At 35.9% G+C, this 22,784-nt stretch carries 20 protein-coding genes; 13 read left to right on the top strand and 7 right to left on the bottom strand.

Annotated elements, in window-relative coordinates:
* Positions 1-92 precede the first annotated feature (92 nt).
* The 4 genes from F6K23_RS07875 to F6K23_RS07860 all read right to left on the bottom strand — a co-directional run bounded on the left by F6K23_RS07875 (position 93) and on the right by F6K23_RS07860 (position 3,290).
* The gene (locus F6K23_RS07875; RefSeq protein ID WP_293153002.1) at positions 93-425 is read right to left on the bottom strand and encodes a hypothetical protein; all 333 of its coding nucleotides are present in this window, start codon (positions 423-425) and stop codon (positions 93-95) included.
* Positions 386-889 carry a hypothetical protein gene (locus F6K23_RS07870; RefSeq protein ID WP_293152999.1) on the bottom strand — a complete coding sequence of 168 codons (504 nt, stop codon included), beginning with the start codon at positions 887-889 and terminating at the stop codon, positions 386-388. The genes F6K23_RS07875 and F6K23_RS07870 overlap by 40 nt, the downstream gene beginning before the upstream one ends.
* Complete coding sequence (locus F6K23_RS07865; RefSeq protein WP_293152996.1) at positions 886-1,245, bottom strand: hypothetical protein; 360 nt, start codon at positions 1,243-1,245, stop codon at positions 886-888. The genes F6K23_RS07870 and F6K23_RS07865 overlap by 4 nt, the downstream gene beginning before the upstream one ends.
* Before the next feature lie 605 nt (positions 1,246-1,850).
* The gene (locus F6K23_RS07860) at positions 1,851-3,290 is read right to left on the bottom strand and encodes an ATP-binding protein (protein WP_293152993.1); all 1,440 of its coding nucleotides are present in this window, start codon (positions 3,288-3,290) and stop codon (positions 1,851-1,853) included.
* Between the two features lie 380 nt (positions 3,291-3,670).
* Here F6K23_RS07860 and F6K23_RS07855 point away from each other — a divergent pair, with 380 nt between their 5' ends.
* The 6 genes from F6K23_RS07855 to F6K23_RS07830 all read left to right on the top strand — a co-directional run bounded on the left by F6K23_RS07855 (position 3,671) and on the right by F6K23_RS07830 (position 7,308).
* Positions 3,671-4,168 carry a hypothetical protein gene (locus F6K23_RS07855; protein ID WP_293152990.1) on the top strand — a complete coding sequence of 166 codons (498 nt, stop codon included), beginning with the start codon at positions 3,671-3,673 and terminating at the stop codon, positions 4,166-4,168.
* 731 nt (positions 4,169-4,899) lie between these two features.
* Positions 4,900-5,328, top strand: a complete 429-nt coding sequence (locus F6K23_RS07850) for a hypothetical protein (RefSeq protein WP_293152987.1) — start codon at positions 4,900-4,902, stop codon at positions 5,326-5,328.
* An 86-nt stretch (positions 5,329-5,414) separates the two neighbouring features.
* Positions 5,415-5,858 (top strand): hypothetical protein, encoded by a 444-nt coding sequence (locus tag F6K23_RS07845; RefSeq protein ID WP_293152984.1) that lies wholly within the window; start codon positions 5,415-5,417, stop codon positions 5,856-5,858.
* 91 nt (positions 5,859-5,949) lie between these two features.
* Entirely contained in the window at positions 5,950-6,144 is a 195-nt protein-coding gene (locus F6K23_RS07840; RefSeq protein WP_293152981.1) for a hypothetical protein, read from the top strand.
* 108 nt (positions 6,145-6,252) lie between these two features.
* On the top strand, positions 6,253-6,534 hold the full coding sequence (locus tag F6K23_RS07835; protein ID WP_293152978.1) for a hypothetical protein: 282 nt from the start codon (positions 6,253-6,255) through the stop codon (positions 6,532-6,534).
* Between the two features lie 105 nt (positions 6,535-6,639).
* Positions 6,640-7,308: a hypothetical protein gene (locus F6K23_RS07830; RefSeq protein ID WP_293152975.1), complete on the top strand. Its 669-nt coding sequence runs from the start codon at positions 6,640-6,642 to the stop codon at positions 7,306-7,308.
* Between the two features lie 90 nt (positions 7,309-7,398).
* Here F6K23_RS07830 and F6K23_RS07825 read toward each other — a convergent pair whose 3' ends face one another.
* Positions 7,399-8,004 (bottom strand): hypothetical protein, encoded by a 606-nt coding sequence (locus F6K23_RS07825; protein ID WP_293152972.1) that lies wholly within the window; start codon positions 8,002-8,004, stop codon positions 7,399-7,401.
* Between the two features lie 296 nt (positions 8,005-8,300).
* Between F6K23_RS07825 and F6K23_RS07820 the strand changes: the two genes are divergently transcribed.
* The 4 genes from F6K23_RS07820 (at position 8,301) to F6K23_RS07805 (ending at position 10,654) form a co-directional block, all read left to right on the top strand.
* Entirely contained in the window at positions 8,301-9,212 is a 912-nt protein-coding gene (locus tag F6K23_RS07820; protein WP_293152969.1) for a hypothetical protein, read from the top strand.
* A gap of 19 nt (positions 9,213-9,231) precedes the next feature.
* On the top strand, positions 9,232-9,507 hold the full coding sequence (locus F6K23_RS07815; protein ID WP_293152966.1) for a hypothetical protein: 276 nt from the start codon (positions 9,232-9,234) through the stop codon (positions 9,505-9,507).
* Between the two features lie 259 nt (positions 9,508-9,766).
* Positions 9,767-10,330: an ADP-ribosylglycohydrolase family protein gene (locus F6K23_RS07810; RefSeq protein WP_293152963.1), complete on the top strand. Its 564-nt coding sequence runs from the start codon at positions 9,767-9,769 to the stop codon at positions 10,328-10,330.
* Between the two features lie 33 nt (positions 10,331-10,363).
* Positions 10,364-10,654: a hypothetical protein gene (locus F6K23_RS07805; RefSeq protein ID WP_293152960.1), complete on the top strand. Its 291-nt coding sequence runs from the start codon at positions 10,364-10,366 to the stop codon at positions 10,652-10,654.
* 603 nt (positions 10,655-11,257) lie between these two features.
* Here F6K23_RS07805 and F6K23_RS07800 read toward each other — a convergent pair.
* Both F6K23_RS07800 and F6K23_RS07795 read right to left on the bottom strand, forming a co-directional pair.
* Positions 11,258-14,476, bottom strand: a complete 3,219-nt coding sequence (locus F6K23_RS07800; protein ID WP_293152957.1) for an efflux RND transporter permease subunit — start codon at positions 14,474-14,476, stop codon at positions 11,258-11,260.
* Between the two features lie 724 nt (positions 14,477-15,200).
* Positions 15,201-17,180 (bottom strand): efflux RND transporter periplasmic adaptor subunit, encoded by a 1,980-nt coding sequence (locus F6K23_RS07795; RefSeq protein WP_293152954.1) that lies wholly within the window; start codon positions 17,178-17,180, stop codon positions 15,201-15,203.
* Positions 17,181-17,423: 243 nt separating this feature from the next.
* On the opposite strand from F6K23_RS07795, the gene F6K23_RS07790 reads away from it, so the two are divergent.
* The 3 genes from F6K23_RS07790 (at position 17,424) to F6K23_RS07780 (ending at position 22,302) form a co-directional block, all read left to right on the top strand.
* Positions 17,424-18,269, top strand: a complete 846-nt coding sequence (locus F6K23_RS07790) for an Npun_R2479 family HD domain-containing metalloprotein (RefSeq protein WP_293152951.1) — start codon at positions 17,424-17,426, stop codon at positions 18,267-18,269.
* A gap of 1,276 nt (positions 18,270-19,545) precedes the next feature.
* Positions 19,546-20,670 (top strand): AI-2E family transporter, encoded by a 1,125-nt coding sequence (locus F6K23_RS07785; protein WP_293152948.1) that lies wholly within the window; start codon positions 19,546-19,548, stop codon positions 20,668-20,670.
* Positions 20,671-21,234: 564 nt separating this feature from the next.
* Positions 21,235-22,302 carry an ABC transporter permease gene (locus F6K23_RS07780; RefSeq protein ID WP_293152946.1) on the top strand — a complete coding sequence of 356 codons (1,068 nt, stop codon included), beginning with the start codon at positions 21,235-21,237 and terminating at the stop codon, positions 22,300-22,302.
* Positions 22,303-22,784 lie beyond the last annotated feature (482 nt).

Genomic DNA, 22,784 nt, shown 5'->3' with positions numbered 1-22,784 from the left:
TTCCAGATATTTCCCGATTCCAGATATTTTCCCATTTCATACCAAATCCTGTTTAGTTAGACCACAAATAATTCAACTACAATTCATATATATCAAGCTTTTTTCAATAATAAATTGTGGTCTATAGTAATCTGATTTGGTATCAGATATTTTGCCATTCCAGATATTTTCCGTTCCAGATATTTTGCCATTTCATATATTTCCCATTCCAAATATTTTCCCATTCCAGATATTTTTCCGTTCCAAATATTTTCACGTTTCAGATTTTTCCCATTCCAGATATTTTCCCGTGGTAGATATTTCCCATTCCAGATATTTTCCCATTCCAGATATTTTCCCGTGGTAGATATTTCCCATTCCAGATATTTTCCCATTCCAAATATTTTTACGTTCCAAATATTTTTACGTTCCAAATATTTTCCCATTCCAGATATTTTCCCGTTGTAGATATTTTTATGTTCCAAATATTTTCACGTTTCAGATTTTTCCCATTCCAGGTATTTTCCCATTCCAGATATTTTCCCGTTGCGGATATTTCCCATTCCAGATATTTTCCCATTCCAGATATTTTCCCGTTGTAGATATTTCCCATTCCAGATATTTCCCATTCCAGGTATTTTGTCATTCCAGATATTTCCCATTCCAGATATTTTCCCGTTGTAGATATTTCCCATTCCAAATATTTTCCCGTTGTAGATATTTTTCCGTTCCAAACATTTTCACGTTTCAGATATTTCCCATTCCAAATATTTTCCCGTTGTAGATATTTCCCATTCCAGATATTTCCCATTCCAGATATTTTCCCGTTGTAGATATTTCCCATTCCAGATATTTCCCCATTCCAAATATTTTCCCGTTGTAGATATTTTCCCGTTGTAGATATTTTCACGTTTCAGATATTTCCCATTCCAGATATTTTCCCGTTGTAGATATTTTTATGTTCCAAATATTTTCCCGTTGTGGATATTTCCCATTCCAGATATTTTCCCATTCCAGATATTTTCCCGTTGTGGATATTTCCCATTCCAGATATTTTCCCATTCCAAATATTTCCCCATTCCAGATATTTTTCCGTTCCAGATATTTTTCCGTTCCAGATATTTTCCCATTCCAGATATTTTCCCATTCCAAATATTTCCCCATTCCAGATATTTTTCCGTTCCAGATATTTTTCCGTTCCAGATATTTTCCCATTCCAGATATTTTCCTATTCCAGATATTTTCCCATTCCAGATATTTTCCCATTCCAGATATTTTCCTATTCCAAATATTTTCCCATTCCAGATATTTTCCTATTCCAAATATTTTCACCGCAGGCAGAATAACAACCTTATATTCATCCCGCCCCTCAGCAATGCTGTTGATTGCTACACTTAATATTATATCCGGTTAAATAATTAGTAGTCCTAGATAGTAATTGCAGGTGGAGACAAGCAAAACTTAGAACGGAAGCAAGATGCTCCCACTGCCTATAGGCAAAATAATTAATAATTAATAATTACCTCTCCTTGAAAAGAAGAAGATTGACTCAAAATTCTGGCGTTGGTGATTTGAGGTATGATATTTTTTCCGGATAAGAGTGCGAACAAAAAATTTTCTCCTTCTACTACTCTTTCTTCTTCTTTCTTTCCTCCTGACTCCTGAGGACTGAGGACTGACTCCTAAATAATTAAGATTAATATCATGTACTAATTCACCAACACCAAAATTCTTTAATACTGAATAACACCAATGCTACTGGATTTGATATAACTGTATAAATATCAATTTGGGAAATAAATTCTATATTTAGCCATTCCATAACAACTGATAACTGAAATGACCCTATCCCCCTGTCAGTGTGTAAATTGCTATAAAATATTAGGTCTTTTGGTTATAGCTGTATAATTTTTTATATAATGCTTAAATATAGCTTTAACGGTAAATGAAATCTCTTTTTCCTCTGTAATTTTATCTATCAAACCTCGTCTTTCTAAAGATAGTAATGTCTGAAATAATTCTGGTGATGATAATTGGGATTTTTCTAATATTTGAGAAACTGAAATAGATTTTGGTTGTTCGCTGATTAGAGAAATAACTTGTTTTTCCAATTCAGACAAACGTTGAAAATGCTGCTGGAAAATATTGGTTAATTCACTGCACAAAAATAATGGTTGATAACTCAAATATTGAGCGACACTCCCACCAAATAAATTTTTAATTGTCTGCCCTACTAATTTTAACCATTGGGGATTACTTTGATAGAAATTTATCAAGTCTTGCCATTTTTCCTCATCCAATAATCCTTGATTTTCGAGCATCTCACGCGCCACCTTTTCCGTTAAACCAGTTAACTGAAATAAATGTACTGCTGAGTCATTATCTGTAAAGTTGAAAACTTCTAAAGGCGGCTCCCAACTATTAAGAATAAAACAACTATTGTGGGGTAATTCTCCGATAATTTTAAATAGGTTGCCGTAGTTTTCATATCCTGATTTATAGTTACCAATAAGTTGCCCACTACTGAATATTTGCTGTAAGTCATCTAGAATAATTAGACATCGGCGATCGCGTAATTTTTCAACGAGTAATGACAGTTGAGCATCGGTGTTATTGGAGAGGTTTATTTCTGTTACGTTGGAGATAATTTCAATTAAATTTTTGAGGGTTACGTTTAGGGGTGGGGAAGTGCGGAGGGTGCGCCAGATGATGTGGTTGAAATTAGATTCTATTTCTGGGATGAGGTGACGAATAAAGGTGCTTTTTCCGATACCGCTTATTCCTGAGACGGTGATGAGACGACAACGATATTTGACTATCCAGGTTTTGAGGGTTGTTAGTTCGGTGGAGCGATCGTAGAATGTTTTTTTGATATCTGGTGCGTCTCTGAGGTCGAGTTTTGGCAGTGGGGTGTTATTTTCGTTTGTTGTTTGTGTAGTGGGTAATTTTTGTTGAGTTTCTAATAGGGGGTGAGTGTTGTCTGTACAAAGATTAATATTACCTTTTACATAATTACTTTGTCGTCCAAAATTAAATACATTTGAAATATTAGAAACTTGATATCTTTCCATCGCAGCGCGGAAATTTGACTTATGAATTTTTTCATTTAATTCCTTGGAAATAAGTTGCCATAAATTTGAAGCGACATTGCCCACATGAAATTTAGTGCAGTGGTATTGTTGAGCAACCTTTGAGTATTTTTCCCCTTGCCAAGTAGCGCGTAAAATAGCTTCTTGCAGACTATCAAGGTGTTTGCCAGTTTTGTCAAAAACCACATCATCAACAAACCTTAAAACTTCATTAAGAGTCATTAGTCAAATTTAGTTAGGAATTTATTCCTATTATATCTGATGTTTTCTGATATTTCGGAAAAAAAATCTGATATTTTCTGATAATTATGTTTAGTTATACATTATTTTTTGTGAGTTTTATAGGTAGTAGCTCTGATTATTACTTGTAGTAAATTATTAAATATAAGATTACTTGGCGAAGCTATAACAATTTTTTTTACTTTTAAGCAAGGGTAGTCCCACATAGTAATGGTATATAGGAAAAAGAAATACCTGGCATGGGAGCAAGATACTCCCACTTTTCTTGTAACAAATATTGCCGAACAATACACGAAAATTACAATGCACTACCACCTAAATAAGTAATCTGAATCAATAAGTATTTGAAGAATATGTAAGCTATGAAAACTACAAATTTTCAATCTATTCTTTTATATTTAGGTGTTATTTTATTGCCACTGACAGTAAGTAATTTAGCATTAGCAAACATTTCTGCCCAAGCATTAAAAACCACCTTAAATAGAACCTTATCAGGTTCATACGACGAAGGAACTTGGGGAGGTAAAGGTAGGAACGACACATGGAATCATTCATGGACAATGGTAGGTGATGGAGTTGTTCAATTGAGTAATATTAAACAAGTAGATGATGAATTTACAGCTAATTTAAAAGTAGCTTGGAAATGTAAACATACTAGAGAAGACTATAATGCTTTTGCCGTCAAAACAAGTGAACATGACGATAGATATTCTGGTTATGTAACTGCAGAAGTTGCTGTGGGAAGTATCGCAGGTCAATCAAAGATTTTTGTAAACAAGATAAATAACACATATCGAAATTTTCGATGTGGAAATAGTCTGGTAAATAAACTTAAAAAGCTAAATTCATCTGAAATCTAAAATTGTAAATAAGCTAGTAGTGTATTTGGCAAATATTGATGGTATTAATAAATATAAAACTTGTCATTTTTGCTATTTATGAATAAAAAGTTTGTAATTAATCTTCCCGAAACCATTGATATTTCCTGATTCTCAAAACTGATGTTTTAGGAAATAAATAAATTAACAGGAGCGGCAAATGTTGACTATTTTATTATTGATTTTTTAAATGAATATAAAGCTTGTCATTTTTGCTATTTATGAGTAAAAAGTTTGTGATGAATCTTCCCGAAATAATTAATATTACCTAATTAGAAAAATTGATGTTTCAGGAGGTAAAAATCTTAGTAGATAGAGCAAAATTTGATAAATCTATATTAACAGTAAAGGTGATGATATTTACCGAATAATTAAGGTTTAAAGCCTCTCCTTTAAAGGAGAAACAAGCGGTCGTTTGCGGAGCATTCCGTTAGGATGGGATGGATGGGTTTCCTAACCATATCCAATCGACCAAGAGAGAAAAAATTTTCCTTTTATTCAATCCTCTTCCTTTTAGGGAGAGGTAATTATCAATTATCCATTATCAATTATCAATTATTGAACCACCTTACTTATTACTGTATACCAGTAAGCAGTAAATAAATTTAGCAAATATTGATTTGATTAATAAATATAAAACTTGTCAGGTTTGCTGAATATATTGGTTAGTTAAACTTTCTATCTCATCTATCAAATTTACAAAGGTTGAATCTATGTTTTTCAATAAAAAAAAGCGCCTAAAAAAACAAAAAGAAGAAGAACTTAAGGAAGTAATTAAATTACTTTCTCAAGTAAATAATGAAGCCTCAAAAGTTAGAAAAAATCGACATAATCCATCATTTAAAATAGCTAAAAATTTTCTAAAAGGTGTCCAGTTAGCTCTAATATTTTTACCAATAATTGGAGGGGCAGAACCAGCAATAGCAGGGGATTTTGAGGATTTAGATTTTGATGGAGATGAAATAGATATTGGTGAAATTGGTGAGACTATTCTAGATAATTTTATTGATCTAGTAGAAGGTTTAAACGATATAGATTTTGATGAGTTATATCTTAATGTTGAATATATTGATATGAGCGATTTAACCTTAGATGAATTACAGTCTGCTAGGTTTAACCTTGAGTTGATATTAAAAAAATGATGAAAAGTTTCAAAATTTATATGGCATTCAGACATATTTGATTGGCTGTTTACGAACACTAAGTTATTTACTAATAAAGGATAAACATGAAAAATAAATATTTAAAATTAATGCTCGTTTTGTTAATTATCTTTCCTTCATTATTGGGATGTAGCGAAGCAAAACAACTTCGTAAAGCAGGTGATGGACTATTAGATATTTGGAGAAAAATTCGAGGAGTGCCAACCCAAGTGATAGTACCACCATCAAAAGTCCCAAATCCAAAGGATGTTTCCGAGATTAAAAAGGTAGTTAAAGAATTATCATCTACAGCATCTACAAATCTTCTAGAAGAAGCAATTAGTAATGGGAATAAAATTTCAAAGCAGAAGGTAGATAAAGAAATTGAACGACAAATGAAAGAAATTAAACGACAAATGAAAAAAATTAAGCGAAACTTGGGAACACAGGAAGAACAGATAGAAGAAGAGTTAGAAAAAGAAGTAGAAAAAGACCTCGAAGAAAACGGAATAACTATAACTGCTTATTGAAATTGAAATTATTTGATAATGTTCAATCTATTCTTGTCATTATTGATGAATCTATCTATTAATTAAGTCATCCAGATTGAGGAGAAATATAATGCTTAAAGACTTCAAAAAAATAGGCTATTGTTTTTTAACAACAACACTATTAATATTCGGTATTAGTTCAAAAACAAATAGTCAAAATACTGCTCCCGGTTTATGTCTGAGACATACAAGAATAAGTGGTTCATCTGGAAATGTAGTAGATACTGATTGGATATGTTCAAGAGTAGGTAATTTTAGTCAATGAATTGGACTAGGAGATGATACTGGTTGGAAGGATCAAGAATTAGCTTTTAGAGCAATTGGTTGTGCATAAATTTGTTTAGAGCATACTAGAGTTAGCCCCTCTAGTGGATTGCGAAGAGAGAACAAATGTAGCAGTTCTGTTAATGATATTAAGTCAGTAAATTTAGGAGATGATACTGGTTGGAAAGATCAAAAATTGACTTTTACTATTTATACTCCTAGAGAAAATTACGAAATGTGTTTACAGCATAGAAGAAGAAGTGGTAGTTCGGGAAAAGTAATTAATACTGGTTGGAAATGCGCTTCTGAGTATAATACCGAAACTATTTATTTAGGAGACGATACAGGTTGGAGAGACCAGAACTTAAGATTTACAGTAAGAAATAGATAATGACTTCTGAACAGAAAAGATAGCTGTTTATTGAAATTTGAATTATTTGGCAAGATTCAATCTATTAATTTGGCATAAAGTAGATTTTTAATAGGAATAAAAATTATGAAACCACAAAAATTATTGAATCTAGCCACAATATTTCCAATAGTCAGGAAAAGAAAGTTGCTCAAAAACTTATTATTCTATCCTACTGCACTTTTAACAGCTCTAAGTTTAACTTTTTCTATACAGGAAAGAACCAACTCACAACTAAATATTAATACTGAAATATTTTACAATGTTAAAGTCTGCAACGAGTATAAAAAGAAAATATATGTAGCTAGGGCAAAAGAACGAATTTATACCGTAGCAGGAGCTAGCAATTATGGTAGTCCATATGGTGTAACAGTAGAAGCATCAAAACTGAGGGGATGGGGTTCAGTTCCTCCTAATGAATGTAAAAGTTTTCCCATTTTAAAATTAGATATTGATGCTCCACAAGGACGGTATGACCGCACAGAAGACTGGATATATCTAGAGAGTTCTGACAATAAAAAGTTTCCTCGACAAGACATAACAAGTTATAAAAATTCTCAGGGAGGTAACTCTAGAAAACCAGAATTTTGTGTAACTGATAAGGCTTTTAATTTATCTTCTAGAAATTATCAAAAAATGGGAACCAGAATTTGTCCTGGTTATAATGTGAATAAGAAATCTACCTTACCTGAAGGTACATACTTTGTCAGGTTTTATAGGGTTTCTCCTGAGAAAAATCAGATAGTTTTTCGCTAGATTTAGTTATGGTGGGCAAATTTTGACGAATTTATATCCACAGTAAAATTTATAATATTTGCCTACCCTACTTCTTACTTTAATTTCTAATTACAAAGACTTAACCGACCTAACCATTTCCACAAAAATTCCTATAATTTTTCTCGAATCTTTAATATAGTAATTCTCTACATCAATAAACACCACATTCTTTTCCAATTTCAAAAATTTCCAGACATGACCTGTCGTAACCGCACCATAAATAAAAGGAACATCTTTACCATCTTTTTGATTATATATTTCAGCCCCAACCATTTCTGCAATACATTGTCCTAAACCACCAACTATCTTTTCATTTTTAGCCTCTACAAGAACAATTACAGGAGTATCCAAATATAGTTGTTCCGGAGATTGACTAATAATAAAATCACAAAATCCATTCAATCCCTTATCTCGATCCACTGAGAAATCTATACCCGAAAAAAAACTGATTTGAAGTTGTCTCTTAATCTCCAACAAAATATTAATAATTATTAGTTCAGAACTTGCCTTTTCTGTAGCGATCGCTAAAGCAATAGGAACATTTTGCTTCAACATTTCAGCTAAAAGATTACTAATCTCTACAGGTTCAACTTGAGAAAATAAATCTTCTGTCTCTATAATTTTCAAGTTAAACTCAGCTTTTACTTTTTTTAAATCAAAATCACTATATGACATTTTACCTATTCCTGATTTCCTCTATCAGAATTTTTCCATTAATTACAAAGAATTTTATATCCTCAACTATACTCTTAATTACCCATAAAACTTCCTGTAAAAAACTGATAACTGAAGAGTTGCACCCACGGGAGCAAGATGCTCGCACTGGGAAAATTAAATTCTTAATATCTGTACTTCAGATACTTGGAATATGCTGTAATTTTTCCATAAATTATAAATAGTTTGATATCTAAAATTATACTCTATAATTACCCATAAAACTTCCTGTAAAAAACTAATAACTGATAACTGAAATGACGCGAACTCCCCACGACCAATTTGCCAAACAATATTTAGAAGAATTACTAACTCTATTAGGTAAAGTAGAAACCAGTCGCGATGTTGCCAGCGAAGTCCGAGAAATAGATGTATATTTCATCCCCGTTATTCCACCGCCGACAGATCCTCAAATTTTAGGGTTATTAGGCAAAATGGCAGCCACTGCTTCTATTTACGAGCCATTTCGTAATCAACCACAACGACTAGAAATACTCGACTGTCAAGCCAAACTTAACTTTATTATTAACCAAAAAAAACGTAAAGCTAGAAGGGAAAATACTCCCTATACTGAAGCCGAATGGCCTCTATTGTGGATTTTGTCCCCCTCTTGTTCGGCCAGAATAATTGACGGTTTTGGCGCTAAACTAGACTCAAGCGGTCAATGGCCTACAGGTGTTTATTTTTTACCAAAGTTTCAAAACACAGCAATAGTAGCCATTAATCAGTTACCAATTAACCAAGATACCCTCTGGTTGCGAGTATTGGGAAAAGGTCAAACACAACAGCAAGCCATTTTAGAATTGGAAGCTTTACCACCAGGAAACCCACTTAGAGAAAATTTGACCGAGCTTCTTGCAAGCTGGCACATCACAATTCAAGTAAGAGACAATATAAATGAAGATGACCAGGAGTTACTAATGAAACTATCACCTGTTTATTTACGTTGGCGCGAAGAGACCTTGGAGGAAGGTCGCCAAGAAGTTCGCCAAGAAAGCCAACAGAAAACAAAGCAACTAATTGAAAATTTCCTCAATGTCCGGTTCGGTTCTCTCGACCCAGAACTATTGGCCATTATTGAGCCAATGTTGCAGTTGTCTCCAGAGGAATTGACTCCTTTATTATGGAGTGCTTCTCGTGAGGAATTATTGGAGAGGTTTGGTGAGTAGTTAATGATAGGAGTTACTGATGAAGCGATCGCCTGTTTATTTACGTTGGCGCGAAGATCCCTTTGAACAAGTTCGCCGAGAAGTTTGGCAAGAAGGCTTTCAAAAAGGCTTCCAAGAAGGCCAACGGATAATGAAGCGACAAATAACTGAATGTTTTTTCAATGTCCGGTTTGGTTCTCTCGACCCAGAACTATTGGCCATTATTGAACCGATGTTGCAGTTGTCTCCAGAGGAGTTGGCTCCTTTGTTGTTAAATGGTTCTCGCGAGGAATTATTGCAGAGGTTTAATGGGTAATTTGATAAAGTTATTTTCTGTTTGTTTAAGTTGTGGCTAGGATATTTTCAGTTTGCTAAAAATTCCCATAGAAAAATTAAGAATAGTAGGAAGGTAGGCAAATATTTAGTTATCTATCTCAATGGTAAATATTGTGATTTTTGTCTACGCACTCTTTTCTTAAAAATAATGCTTAAAAATTTAGTTTATTGAGGGAAATTTCTAATTTTTCAACTCAGTCACAGAAATTATCTGACTTTTGACTTTTGATTTTGACTATATGTTACTAGAACTTGCTATTGGTGATGCCTACGGAGCGGGTTTTGAATATGCAGCACTGGATTTTATTAAAACACATAATCATCTTTTTACTTATGTGAAACATCCAAGACATAAACTTATTCCGGGTTCCTATACAGATGATACTCAAATGAGTATTGCTATTACCGAAATGATAGTTTCTCAGAAACTTTGGACGCGACAAGATTTAGCTGATAAATTTGTTGAAGCTTTTAAAAGAGATGAACGAGAAGGATATGCCAGTAAATTTTATGGCTTTTTAAAACGGGTGAAAAATGGTCAACAATTTTTAGCAGAAATAGGTGGTACAAGTGATAAGAGTGGGGCTGCAATGCGAGCTGCTCCCATTGGAATTTTTCCTACTATCAAAGAAGTGAAAGAAAAAGCAACTATTCAAGCAGCTATTACTCATAATAGTCCTGATGGAATTGATGCAGCGATCGCTTCGGCTTTAATGAGTCATTATTGCATTTATAATTTAGGTAAAAAAAGTAAATTAGGAAAGTTTATTGAAACTCATGTTCCTGGAAAACCTTGGTCATAAACTTGGGATAAAAAAGTAGGTTCTAAAGGTTGGATGAGTGTCAGAGCTGCTATTACTGCAGTGGAAAGAAATGAAAAAATGAGCAGTTTATTAATGGATTGTATTAATTTTACAGGGGATGTAGATACAGTGGCAACTATAGCTTTAGCTGCGGGTTCTTGTAGTGAAGAAATAGTTCAAGATTTGCCAGAAAATCTCAAATTATTATTAGAAAATGGTAAGTATGGACGAGATTTTTTAACTTCCCTGGCGGGAAGTCCCGCGCTCTCCCGCAGGGGAGCGTCGTATGGGAAAGCCAGGGCCAAGATTCGGATACCTTCATAAGCTAAACGTTCATATGCCCTTGACAAGCTAGGTACATTTTGTTGTGGTAAGGTCCAACACAGGGGGAGGACATCACCTCTGTCTAAACAGCGGTCAGGGTTTCCCAGACTGAAGAATCCCGCGTTGTCCCGTAAGGGCAACGTCGGGAGTATGTCAATAAATCTAGACCGACAATTAATGGGTATGAAAGTTTAACGAAGTCAGAAGTCAGAAGTCAGTAGGGGCGTTAACGATAGTTATGCGAAGCAAACGGCCGTTCGCCCCTACAGAAGTTATTTTGGTAACGGGGATTTGAGCCCCGCTCCAAAAATGTTGCGCCTTAAAAGGCGGGGTTGCGCGACCCATGTTATTTTGATAAAAAATATGTAGGGGCGAATGGCCATTCGCCCCTACTACCCTTATTAAAGGCAGAGGTCAGAAGGCAAAAGGCAAAAGAGAAAGAAAGGTTTCAAAAGCATTTACAGCAGATTTCGGGCAAATGACGTACAAAGTGAATGGTGAAAATATTGCAGTGCGGGCATCTTGCCAGCGATGGGTGTACCTCATAACTTCGGAAACCGCTCTAACAATCCTTCGTAGCGCACCATTTTAGATGCAACAAAATTAACCTCTAGTAGTAATAGAATCCTTTTTCAAAACATTCGGACTTTTCCCATTACCATGACCATTAACAGAAACATCTAACTGCGGGCGAATTTCCTTACCCCGGAATAATTTCTGTAACCAATGCATAAAATTATCAATATAAGTGAACCACACAGGTACTACCACCAACGTCAATAATGTCGCTGTCGAAAATCCACCAATTACAGCGATCGCCATGGGACTTCTTTCTGCGCCTCCTGCTCCTAATTCTAAGGCGATAGGTAACATTCCAGCAATAGTAGAAAACGTGGTCATCAAAATTGGTCGCAACCGGGAAATACCTGCTTCCCGCACTGCATGAAACTGAGACATTCCTTCCTTTTCATTTGCCAACGAACAGTCTACCAACAAAATTGCATTCTTAGTTACCAACCCCATCAACAACACTATTCCAATTAAAGCAAATAAACCCAACTCTTTCTGCATCACCAATAACCCTAACAAAGCGCCACCAATAGATAACGGCAACGCCACCAAAATAGCCATCGGATACAGAAAATTATTGTATAGCAATACCAGAATTGCATAAATACACAACACTGCAAATCCCAAAGCACCTAAAAATCCAGCAAATATCTCAATCATAATCTCAGCATCACCATCAGGTTGTTCCGTAACACCCTCCGGTAGTGGGTTCATTGCTGGCAACCCTTTTACCTGTTCTACCGCATCTCCTAGAGAAATTCCCTGTAAATTTGCCTCCAAGGAAACCTGGCGATAACGGTCAAAACGATTGATTTCAGCAGGCCCACTACCAATAGTAATCTCAGCCACCGCTGACAATGGGACTAACCCACCATTTTGACTAGGAATGCGTAAATTTTTAATTGCATCCAAGTCATTTCTAAATTCCTCCGCCAACTGTACTCGAATTGGAATTTGACGGTCTGGTAAATCAAACTTAGCTAAACTTGACTCACGATCTCCCAAAGTCGCCAATGAAGCTGTACGAGCGATCGCCTGTACAGAAACTCCTAAATCTCCAGCTCTAGCAGGTAATGGTTTAATCAAAATCTCCGGTTTCACCAAACTCGCGCTGGAAGTGACATCCACCAAACCTGAAATTTCTCGCATTTGCGCTTCCAAAGCATCTGCCGTCTGTTTCAAAGCAGTTGCATTTTCACTCTTCAGAACAAGGGTTAAATCCTTATTACCTCCTCTACCCCCACCACCAAAACTCACCCGCGCCCCTGGAATATCCTGAAATAGAGGTCGCATCTGTTGTTCAAACTCCTTTTGGGAAATCTCCCGCTCTTGCCTGGGTAATATATTTACATACAACTTGCCCTCATTTACCGCTTCACTATTGCCCCTAGTACCAACATCAGCAAACACACTGGTAACAATCGAATTTTGTTCTAATATTTGCATTGCCTGTTGAGCAACTTGTTCAGTTTCAGACAAAGTCGATCCAGGAGGCAACTCTAAGGAAACTATACTTACAGCATTGTCATCAGAACCCATTAACCCTTTAGGAATTAGTGGCACCAGTTGCAAGCTACCAATAAAGAAAGCTACAGCAATAATTAAAGTAGTAATTTTATGACGCAGTGCCCAAGTTAATAAGTTATTGTAGGGACGATTTTTGGGTTGTTTGACTCCCAATTTATCATTTAAAAATGAGGAACTTTGAGACCGTTTTGGCCTCAACAACCGCGCTCCTAACATTGGTGTCATAGTACAAGCAACCAATGTGGAAAACATCGTTGAAACTGCTACTGTTATGCCGAAGGGTTGGAAAAATTGACCGGGAACTCCACCCATAAACGCCACAGGTAAAAACACTGCCACAATAGTTCCAGTTGTTGCTACCACAGCCAAACCAATTTCTGCTGACGCATCCAAAGCAGCTTGGAATGGCTTTTTCCCCATATTAATATGTTGGTCGATATTCTCAATCATACAGATGGCATCATCTACCAAGTTTCCCATCGCTAATGCTAGTGCTAACAAGCTCATATTGTTGAGGGTGTAGTCTAAAATTTGCATTACTAAAAAGGTGGGAATAATTGATAATGGCAATGCTACTGCCGTGACTAGAGTCGGCCGCCAATCTCGCAAAAATACACCGACAACTACAACAGTGAGAATGGAACCAATAATTAGAGCGTCTACAGATGCTTGATAGGATTCTTCAATATCTGTTGCCCGGGTAAAAATTAGTTCTAAGTCTACATCTTCTGGTAATGTTTGTTCCAGTTCAGCAACTTTTGCCCGTACACCTTTTTCTACAGTCACTAGGGTAGTACCTGTGCTGCGAAGTACGCTAAAAGCAACGACGGGTTTACTTTCTATTGATGAGTCTTGTGCAAAACCCTGAGTTTCATCCTCACGATTTTTTTCTAATAACCAAGCTGTTTGTCTAGTTTCGCCAAAACCATCAATGACTTCACCTACACTGGACAGTGGTACTGCTCCACCAGAGGGCAGGATGATTCGATATTCTTTTAATGCTTCTACCGTGTCAGTGCTACCAATGGTACGAATACTTTTTTCTGTGCCTCCACCTTGAGAACGTCCACCAGGGATATTAGTGTTGAGGGCACGAATTTGATCGTTTACTTGAGTAGCAGTAATGCCAAGACTTTCGAGTCTGTCTGGGTTGAGATCGATGAGAATTTCTCGGTCTACTCCACCAATACGGTTGATTTCGGAAACACCGGGAACATTGAGAATGGTACGACTAATTTCTTTGTCTACGAGTTCACTGAGTTCTTTGACTGAACGTTTGTCTGAGGTGACAGCGTAGGTAATAATGGGACCGCTGCCAATAATTTCTAATCTTTTTACAATAGGGTCGTTGATATCTGGAGGTAGCTCCTCGCGAATTTCGGTGACGGCATTGCGAACGTCGTTAGTGGCGCGGTCGGTATCTACTCCCAAGTCAAAAAAGATGGTGGTTGTAGAAACTCCATCAGTTACTCTTGAGGTTAATTTATCGATATTTCCCAAACCTGCCACAGAATCTTCTATTTTTTTTGTTACCTGAGTTTCTAGTTCTGTGGGACCTGCCCCTTGTTGAGTTACTGTAACTGATACTGCTGGAACATCGATATTAGGAGTGTTGTCTATTCCTAGTTGAAAAAATGACATTAATCCTACTATTGTTAAGATTAAAAACATCACAATGGTAGGAACTGGTTTTTTGATTGACCAAGCTGAGATATGAAATGACATGATTTTAAGGAAGAAGGAAGAAGGAAGAAGGAAGAAGGAAGAAGTAATTAATTCAAAAGTCAAAACTCAAAAGTCAAAACTCAAAAGTAAGAACTAATTAATTCAAAAGTTAAAACTCAAAAGTAAGAACTAATTAATTCAAAAGTTAAAACTCAAAAGTAATAGGGAGTTAATTCAAAACTCAAAAGTCAAAACTCAAAAGTAATAGGGAGTTAATTCAAAACTCAAAAGTCAAAACTCAAAAGTAAGAACTAATTAATTCAAAAGTTAAAACTCAAAAGTAATAGGGAGTTAATTCAAAAGTTAAAACTCAAAAGTAATAGGGAGTTAATTCAAAACTCAAAAGTCAAAACTCAAAAGTAAGAACTAATTAATTCAAAAGTTAAAACTCAAAAGTAAGAACTAATTAATTCAAAAGTTAAAACTCAAAAGTAAGAACTAATTAATTCAAAAGTTAAAACTCAAAAGCAAGAACTAATTAATTCAAAAGTTAAAACTCAAAAGCAAGAACTAATTAATTCAAAAGTTAAAACTCAAAAGCAAGAACTAATTAATTCAAAAGTTAAAAGTAAGAAGTGATTATTTAATAGGATAATAAGCATGGAAGAGACATCTCAAACCCCTGAGATTGCTTCCTTCCACTGCGTTACATTCGCAATGACTTTATAGTTAATGTTTATCCGATTTTTATTGCTATGAAATTTCACCTAAAATCCAAAATGTACTAATTTTTCTCAATCACTTTCACTTTATCTCCATCTTTAAGATAACCTGCACCTGCAACTACCACACGATCGCCTAATTTTAAACCTTCTTTTATTTCAATTTTAGCATTAGCTAAATCGCTATTTTTACTCAGGATTTTTCCTACTTCTATAGGCACGGCTTTAACTTGATTATTTTCTGCCAAAACATAAACAATAGATTTTCCATCTGCTTGAGGTAATACTGCTTTTGCCGGAACTTTTAACCCTTGATTAGTTGCTGTTGTAATTGTTGCCCGCAAAAACATTCCTGGTCGTAACAAATCACTTTTAGGAAGGTCAATTTTAATTGTAGCTTCGCGACTTTCTTGGTCAACTAACGGCGCTATTTCTCTAACTGTTCCTAACATTTTTATCCGACTATCAGCATCAGAACTTATCTGAACTTTTTTGCCAACTTTAACTTGTGGTAATTGAGTTTCTGGTACTTTTAATTGGAGTTCTAATTGATTATCTCTAATAATAGAAAACAACATTTTACTACCAGAAGTAACATCACCAACGCGAGCTATTCGTTCCGCCACGATGCCATTTGCTGGTGCCCGGACTAAAGTTTGTGCTAACTGAGTTTTTCTCTCTTCCACCCGAGCTTTGTCACTGTTAACATTTGCCATAGCACTATCAATATTTGATAAAGCGCTGTCAACTTCTGCCTGAGCACTATTCACATTCGCACTTGCACTACTAACTTTTGCCTCTGCACTGCGTAGTTGAGCCATAACACTACTGACATTTGCCTCTGCGCTTTCAACTCTAGCTTCTGCACTGCTAACATTTGAGCTAGCAATATCAACTTTGGCTTTAGCACTACTGACATTAGCATCAGCAATATCAATTTTGGCTTCAGCACTACTAACGTTAGCATCAGCACTTTCAACTCTAGCTTTAGCACTATCAATATTAGCCTCAGCAACTCGCACTCCTTCCCTAGCAGTCTTCACAGCAGTGCTACGAGTTTCTAATTCTTGAGCACTAATAACCCCCTCTGACTCCAGAATTTGATATCGTTCAAACTCTCTGAGAGCTTGTTCTTTGTTAGCTTTTGCTTCTGCTAACTTAGCTTCAGTTTGAGCTACAGATGCCAGAGCTTCATTGCGACTTGCTTGTGCTTGTTTCAACGCAGCAATAGCATCATCTCGACTTGCTTGTGCTTGTTTCAATGCAGCAATAGCATCATCCCGACTTGCTTTTGCTTGTTTCAAACCAGCGATCGCCTCATCTGTACCTGCTTTTGCCTGAGCAATAGCAGCTTTAATTTGGTCGCGGTCAGCTTCAGCTTGTTCGCGTGCAGCAATAGCTTGTTCTACCCCTACCTTAGCCTTGCTGTAAGCCGCTTTTCTTTGTTTTACTCCACTGCTAGTAGATTCTACTTGAGATTTGGCCTGGTTAATTTGCGATTTCAAAACAGAGTCATCTAAAATTGCCATCACCTGACCTAAAGTAACTTTGTCTCCTTCTTCTATCAATACCTGTTGAATTTGCAACCCAGTCGCCTGTGGCAATACTGGCAACAAATCAAAGGCAACAACATCACCTGTGGCATCAAAGGTACGTTCTACAGTTGCTAATTCTACGGCCGCTACTGTGACACTCATAGTAGGAGCCAAGTTATTTTCGACCGCTTGTGTGGGAGAATTTCCCGGAATAGTTTCGTTCCCAGAGTTGTCCTGTGGTCCGGAAACTAACTGCATACTTGCCACACTAGCAACTACACCGATGCCAATACCAACAATTAATCCTTGCCATCTAACTCTATTCTTCTGGGGAGGAAATGCAACATTGTCACTAATGATTTCTTCGCCTTCCTCTTTTTGAGTATAGACACTCAGAGTATTTATATTGTAGCTCTCGGCTTGATGAGAGTTGTCTAGACGATCGCTATCTTGCTTTTCTAGTATATTTTCTGGTATAATATCTTGTCTCAATTTAGTTTCACCCATTTCCATCATCACTCAACAATTATATTGTAAAGAAAAATTATAGTTTTGTTAGATTTCTTTAAACCATGAAGTAACTCGAATATAAAAATGACCCTGATTTCGCTTTCTGTGTCTCATTACCTTTAGCACTATTTATAATATTAAGTAAGTAAGAATAAATGACGTAAGAAAGCAAAAAAATAATTCAGACAACTACAATATTTAGAAAAGCCTAAAAAAATCAAAACAAATTAAGAAAAAAATATGTTTAATGCCACTGAAATATTAATTAATTCATTTGTCGAAAAAATTAAAGATGGCTACCGTCGCACTTACGGCGGTTATAAGTCTAACTACGAAGAAATTATTGGTTGGGCAGGAAATATGGCACTAGAAAATATTGCCAATAGCGATGCTCTTTACCATAATGTAGAGCATACAATTCTGGTGACTCTTGTAGGCCAAGAAATTCTACGGGGAAAACATATTCGAGAAGGAGGAGTTGCCTGCGAAGATTGGTTACATTATATTATTTCCTTAGTTTGCCATGACATAGGATATGTAAAAGGAGTTTGTCGGGCAGACAAAAAAGGATGGTACGCTACGGGTAGGGGTGATGAAATGGTTAATTTACCATTAGGTTGTACGGATGCTAGTTTAACTCCTTATCATGTGGATCGCGCAAAATTATTTATTAATGAACGATTTGGCGGTCATAAACTAATTGATGTGGGAATAATTAAACATAATATTGAATTAACACGCTTTCCTGTTCCGAAAGAATCAGATCATCAAGATACTGTTAATCATCCTGGTTTAGTACGAGCGGCAGATTTAATTGGCCAGTTAAGTGACCCCCGCTACCTCAATAAAATTTGTTCTTTATATTATGAATTTGAGGAAATGGGTTTCAATGAAAAAGTAGGGTATAAAAATCCTAGCGATCTGCGCGATAATTATCCGCAATTTTTTTGGCAAGGAGTTCATCCTTATATCAAAAATGCTCTGAAATATTTGTCGCTAACACAGCAAGGTAAGCAAATTATTGCTAACCTTTACTCCAATGTATTTGTAATAGAGCATGATCCTTCTCAGAAGGTTGCTGTTTAATAATTAATAATTAATAATTAATTATTAATTATTAATTATTACCTCTTCTTTTCAAGAAGAGGATTGACTAATTATGAAAATTGTTCTTCACAGGAGTCGATTGGATATGGCTCCGAGACCTCGCCATCCCACCCAACGGGGAAGCTGCGAAGATCGACCGCTTATTATCCCCTTAAAAGGGGAGGCGCATACCCACAATTTTTCGGTAAGAAGGAAATAGGTGTTTAGTTATCTAGTGTCGCTACGCGGAAGTTAAAAGTCAAAATTCATGCATCGAGTGCTAATTGGCGAGGTTTCCTACGGGGCGCCTACTGTGCGGAAGTAATTCCGCACACAGCCCCTCCAGAATGTAAGACGCATATCTGACAGTCAATCATTTTTGATTTGTAATTGTTTTGGGATTTTGTAACTGGTCAGTTATTTCTGCCATCCTGCACTAGGCAATTATTTATCTACCAGAGAAGGAAAAATCTTGTTTTGTCTGAGTTTTAAGCTTTTGATATATCCTAAATTTTCCTTCAACTGGTATAATATTTTGTTGAAATAAGTCATTTCAGTTATCAGTTAACAGTACCTCTGCAATCAGGAGGCAAGAAAATACGGAATTCTCTTTTTTTATCCCCTTAAAAGGGGATACCTTAGACCACGATTTTTCGGCAACAAGAAAAAGAAAATATCTCTAATACTAAATTCAGTTATTATCGGCTAATTACTTAAATGTTAAAAACCTTTACCTCTAAAGATTTTAATTTTTTCAACACTATCTTATATAGCTAAAGGAAGGAGGAAAAATCTTGTTTTGTCTGAGTTTTAAACTTTTGATATTTCCGCGCCCTTTTCTTCGATTTTTATACTTTCTAACGGAAAAAATTATGTCTTTAGATAATATTAAAAATTTTCACAGACAAAAATCTCAGGTGACTATTTCCAATAATCAGTGTGAAGTAATTTGTGAGACGCTAGAATTCTACAAAACAGGAATATCTTAACGAAGTCAGAAGTCAGAAGTCATAAGTCATAAGTTAGAAGCGGTGCGACCCCGCGACGACGCCAGCTCGCTTGCGGAATGCGCACTCCTGTGAGTCAGAAGTTAACCCACCCCTAACCCCTCCCAACCCACCCCTAACCCCTCCCCTCCTGGGAGGGGAAGTAGGGGATTTACCCCGCTCCAAAAACCCGATCGCCTTAAAAGGCGGGGTTGCGCGACCCATGTTATTTTGATAAACTTTGAAGCTGCCTAAGCTCTGACCAATTACTAATACTAATTACCGACTTTATGGATGTCAAATTTTCACCTATTCAACAGTTTTTAATTACATGGTTATTATTATTAGTAGCAGGATGGTTAACAATCGGGGCAATTAGTTATGTAGGTGAAATAGTTAGTATTCTAATTACAGCAGGATTAGTAGCGTTTTTGTTGAACTATCCAGTGTCTAAACTACAAAAAATTTTGCCTCGAAGTTTGGCAGCAGGTTTAGTATATTTAACCGCTGCTTTAATAATATTAATTATCGGCCTAACTATTGTTCCACCAGTTCTTAACCAAGCTCGACAATTGTGGTTGAAATTTCCCGACTTATTAGAATCTGCCAGATGGCAATTAACAGAATTTCAAACCTGGAGTGAAAATAATAACTTACCCTTCGATGTTGGTATTTGGCAACAACAATTACTAGCAGAAACCCAAGAACAAATACAAGCGATCGCTACTACAAGTTTGGCTTTTGTCTTAGGCACAGTTAACTGGTTTTTCGACTTAATCTTAATCTTAGTCATTTCTTTTTATATGCTCTTAGATGGAGAAAGAGTTTGGGATAATCTAACAAGTATTATTGTTCCAAAAGTACGAGATGTATTTACAAAATCCCTAGAAGTTAATCTGCAAAGTTTTGTTTCTGGACAGTTGTTATTAGGTTTATTTATGGCAACTACCTTATCTGTTGCTTTTTGGCTTCTTGGTGTTCCCTATTTTCTACTATTCGCAGTATTTATAGGTTTAATGGAATTAATTCCATTTATTGGCGCAACTTTGGGCATTGGCACTGTAGGCAGTATAGTAACATTTATTAATTGGTGGTTAGCTTTAAAAGTCTTAATCGTAGCGATCGCTCTCCAACAAATTAAAGATAATATAGTTGCCCCTAGAGTCATGGGCAATTTAACCGGACTTAGCCCAGTAATTATTTTTGCAGCATTACTATTAGGTGGTAAAATAGGAGGACTTTTGGGAGTAATATTAGCAATTCCACTCACTGGAGTTTTAAAAAGTATTGTAGAAGTGGTGCTAAATCCAAAATTACCACCCCAAACTGGCTCTTTCTTTTATAATCCTATGGATGAAGAACATGAATTATCAGAAATAGAAATAAAACAATTAAATCAAAAAATTTCTCCTTAACTTATTATCTCTTACTTATTTTTTTTTCTATCCTTCCTTTTACCTAAATTATTTCTTCTTTCTAACTTAATTAGGCTCGTAGTTGGGCTTTAGCCCTGACAATACTGATAGTCATTCTAGTTAATCTTGAGGCACTTAACCTTGATATAATCTTGAAGAATAAGAGATTTATCCGTCTCATTTTTATTTTAAATTACTAGAACTTATGCAATACAACATATTTTAGTCATTGCGACCGATAGGGAAGCAATCTCAAATCCTAATTTTTCATACCTTATGCGTAAGTCCTGACTAATATAGTATTAGGGCTAAAGCCCAACTACGAACAAAAACCTTATTATCAGTAATTATCCGATAGGGTAACTCCCCTGGAGAGGAAATATAATATTATTTTCTTCCTTCTTCCTTCTTACCGAATAATTAAGGTTTAAAGCCTCTCCTTGTAAAGGAGAAACAAGAAAAACTTTTCCTTTGAGTCAATCCTCTCCTTGAAAAGAAGAGGTAATTATTAATTATTAATTATTAATTGCTGAAACCTTCCTTCTTACTTCTTACTTCTTAAATATGAAATGGTGGAAAAATCTTAAAAAAAATCCTCTAGCGAGATTTGGTGCATTATTACTATTAATTTTTTACATAGTAGTAATTGCTGCTGATTTTGTTGCCCCTTATGACCCCTACGCATCTCAACCTAATGGTTCCCTACTACCACCCACTAAAATTTATTGGCAAAACCAAACAGGTAATTTTATTGGACCCCATATTTATCCCACAACTCAAGGACCAGTAGACTTAGAAACTGGACTGCGCAAATTAAATGTAGACTTAGATAAACCATCCCCTCTCGGTTTATTCGTTAAAGGAACACCCTATAAACTGTTTGGCATCTTGCCGCTAGATCGACATTTATTTGGCAGTACAGGTGAAGCAAAATTTAACATATTAGGCACTGATGAACAAGCAAGAGACCAATTTAGTCGCCTAATTTTTGGCGGTCGTATTAGTCTATTTATTGGTTTAGTAGGTATTCTGATTTACTTTCCTCTAGGGATGATTATTGGAGGAATTTCTGGTTATTTTGGTGGTTTAGTAGATAGTATTTTGATGCGTTTTGCTGAAGTACTAATGACAATTCCAGGTATCTATTTGTTAGTAGCATTAGCTGCTGTATTACCACCTAGTTTAACTAGCGCTCAAAGATTTCTATTAATTGTAGCTATTACTTCATTTATTAGTTGGGCAGGTTTAGCAAGGGTAATTCGTGGACAAGTGCTATCCATTAAAGAACGAGAATTTGTCCAAGCTGTAAGGGCAATGGGAGCAAATTCTTTTTACATCATTATCCGTCATGTATTGCCTCAAACTGCAACATACATAATTATTTCAGCCACTTTAGCCATTCCTAGTTTTATTATCTCAGAATCAGTTTTGAGTTTGATTGGTTTAGGCATTCAACAACCAGACCCATCCTGGGGAAATATGCTATCTTTAGCCACCAACGCTTCAATCTTAGTATTACAACCATGGTTAGTATGGCCACCAGCATTATTGATTATTTTGACAGTATTAGCCTTTAATTTATTAGGAGATGGGTTGCGAGATGCTCTAGATCCAAGAAATTTGCAACGGTAATTTTCAGGAGTCAGGAGTCAGGAGTCAGGAGTCAGGAGTCAACCCACCCCTCGCCCCTCCTGGGAGGGGGAGGGGAAGTAGGGGCGAATGGCCATTCGCCCCTACAGGAGTCAGTGCAAAATTTGTAGGCTCAGTTAGACGGCTAAAATCTAGATTGTGAAAGGCATTGAAAAATCCGTCGTAAGGCACCATTCTAGCTGTGTTGTTCTACTACGTCTTATAATTTATTTGGCTTTTCCCTGTTCCCTGATATAAATCTGATGATTGGCAGAATAGAAAAAGATAAATTTTTCTTTAGGGTTTAATACTTCGCCGTCCACATGGTATTTACAATTAGTTGTGGTTTTAAGTCCCCATCCACTTTTTCCTTTTTCCTTCTTCTTTCTTCCTTCTTCAATTTAAACAATTTTTTTAAGGATAAAATATGACGTTTGCTCCGCATTCCGCAGGAAAGTTACGACCATAGGAAATTAACTGATAAC

The sequence above is a fragment of the Okeania sp. SIO2C9 genome, assembly GCF_010672455.1.
Classification (GTDB): domain Bacteria; phylum Cyanobacteriota; class Cyanobacteriia; order Cyanobacteriales; family Microcoleaceae; genus Okeania.
Note: the sequence above shows the minus strand (reverse complement) of the source record. Positions and strands in the feature narration are given on the sequence as shown.

Bases quoted from the DNA above. Each gene is read 5' to 3' on its own strand.
- F6K23_RS07875 (WP_293153002.1), bottom strand. From the start codon at position 425: ATGGGAAAATATTTGGAACGTAAAAATATTTGGAACGTAAAAATATTT.
- F6K23_RS07865 (WP_293152996.1), bottom strand. From the start codon at position 1,245: ATGGGAAAATATCTGGAATGGGAAAATATCTGGAATAGGAAAATATCT.
- F6K23_RS07860 (WP_293152993.1), bottom strand. From the start codon at position 3,290: ATGACTCTTAATGAAGTTTTAAGGTTTGTTGATGATGTGGTTTTTGAC.
- F6K23_RS07855 (WP_293152990.1), top strand. From the start codon at position 3,671: ATGAAAACTACAAATTTTCAATCTATTCTTTTATATTTAGGTGTTATT.
- F6K23_RS07850 (WP_293152987.1), top strand. From the start codon at position 4,900: ATGTTTTTCAATAAAAAAAAGCGCCTAAAAAAACAAAAAGAAGAAGAA.
- F6K23_RS07845 (WP_293152984.1), top strand. From the start codon at position 5,415: ATGAAAAATAAATATTTAAAATTAATGCTCGTTTTGTTAATTATCTTT.
- F6K23_RS07840 (WP_293152981.1), top strand. From the start codon at position 5,950: ATGCTTAAAGACTTCAAAAAAATAGGCTATTGTTTTTTAACAACAACA.
- F6K23_RS07830 (WP_293152975.1), top strand. From the start codon at position 6,640: ATGAAACCACAAAAATTATTGAATCTAGCCACAATATTTCCAATAGTC.
- F6K23_RS07825 (WP_293152972.1), bottom strand. From the start codon at position 8,004: ATGTCATATAGTGATTTTGATTTAAAAAAAGTAAAAGCTGAGTTTAAC.
- F6K23_RS07820 (WP_293152969.1), top strand. From the start codon at position 8,301: ATGACGCGAACTCCCCACGACCAATTTGCCAAACAATATTTAGAAGAA.
- F6K23_RS07815 (WP_293152966.1), top strand. From the start codon at position 9,232: ATGAAGCGATCGCCTGTTTATTTACGTTGGCGCGAAGATCCCTTTGAA.
- F6K23_RS07810 (WP_293152963.1), top strand. From the start codon at position 9,767: ATGTTACTAGAACTTGCTATTGGTGATGCCTACGGAGCGGGTTTTGAA.
- F6K23_RS07805 (WP_293152960.1), top strand. From the start codon at position 10,364: ATGAGTGTCAGAGCTGCTATTACTGCAGTGGAAAGAAATGAAAAAATG.
- F6K23_RS07800 (WP_293152957.1), bottom strand. From the start codon at position 14,476: ATGTCATTTCATATCTCAGCTTGGTCAATCAAAAAACCAGTTCCTACC.
- F6K23_RS07795 (WP_293152954.1), bottom strand. From the start codon at position 17,180: ATGGGTGAAACTAAATTGAGACAAGATATTATACCAGAAAATATACTA.
- F6K23_RS07790 (WP_293152951.1), top strand. From the start codon at position 17,424: ATGTTTAATGCCACTGAAATATTAATTAATTCATTTGTCGAAAAAATT.
- F6K23_RS07785 (WP_293152948.1), top strand. From the start codon at position 19,546: ATGGATGTCAAATTTTCACCTATTCAACAGTTTTTAATTACATGGTTA.
- F6K23_RS07780 (WP_293152946.1), top strand. From the start codon at position 21,235: ATGAAATGGTGGAAAAATCTTAAAAAAAATCCTCTAGCGAGATTTGGT.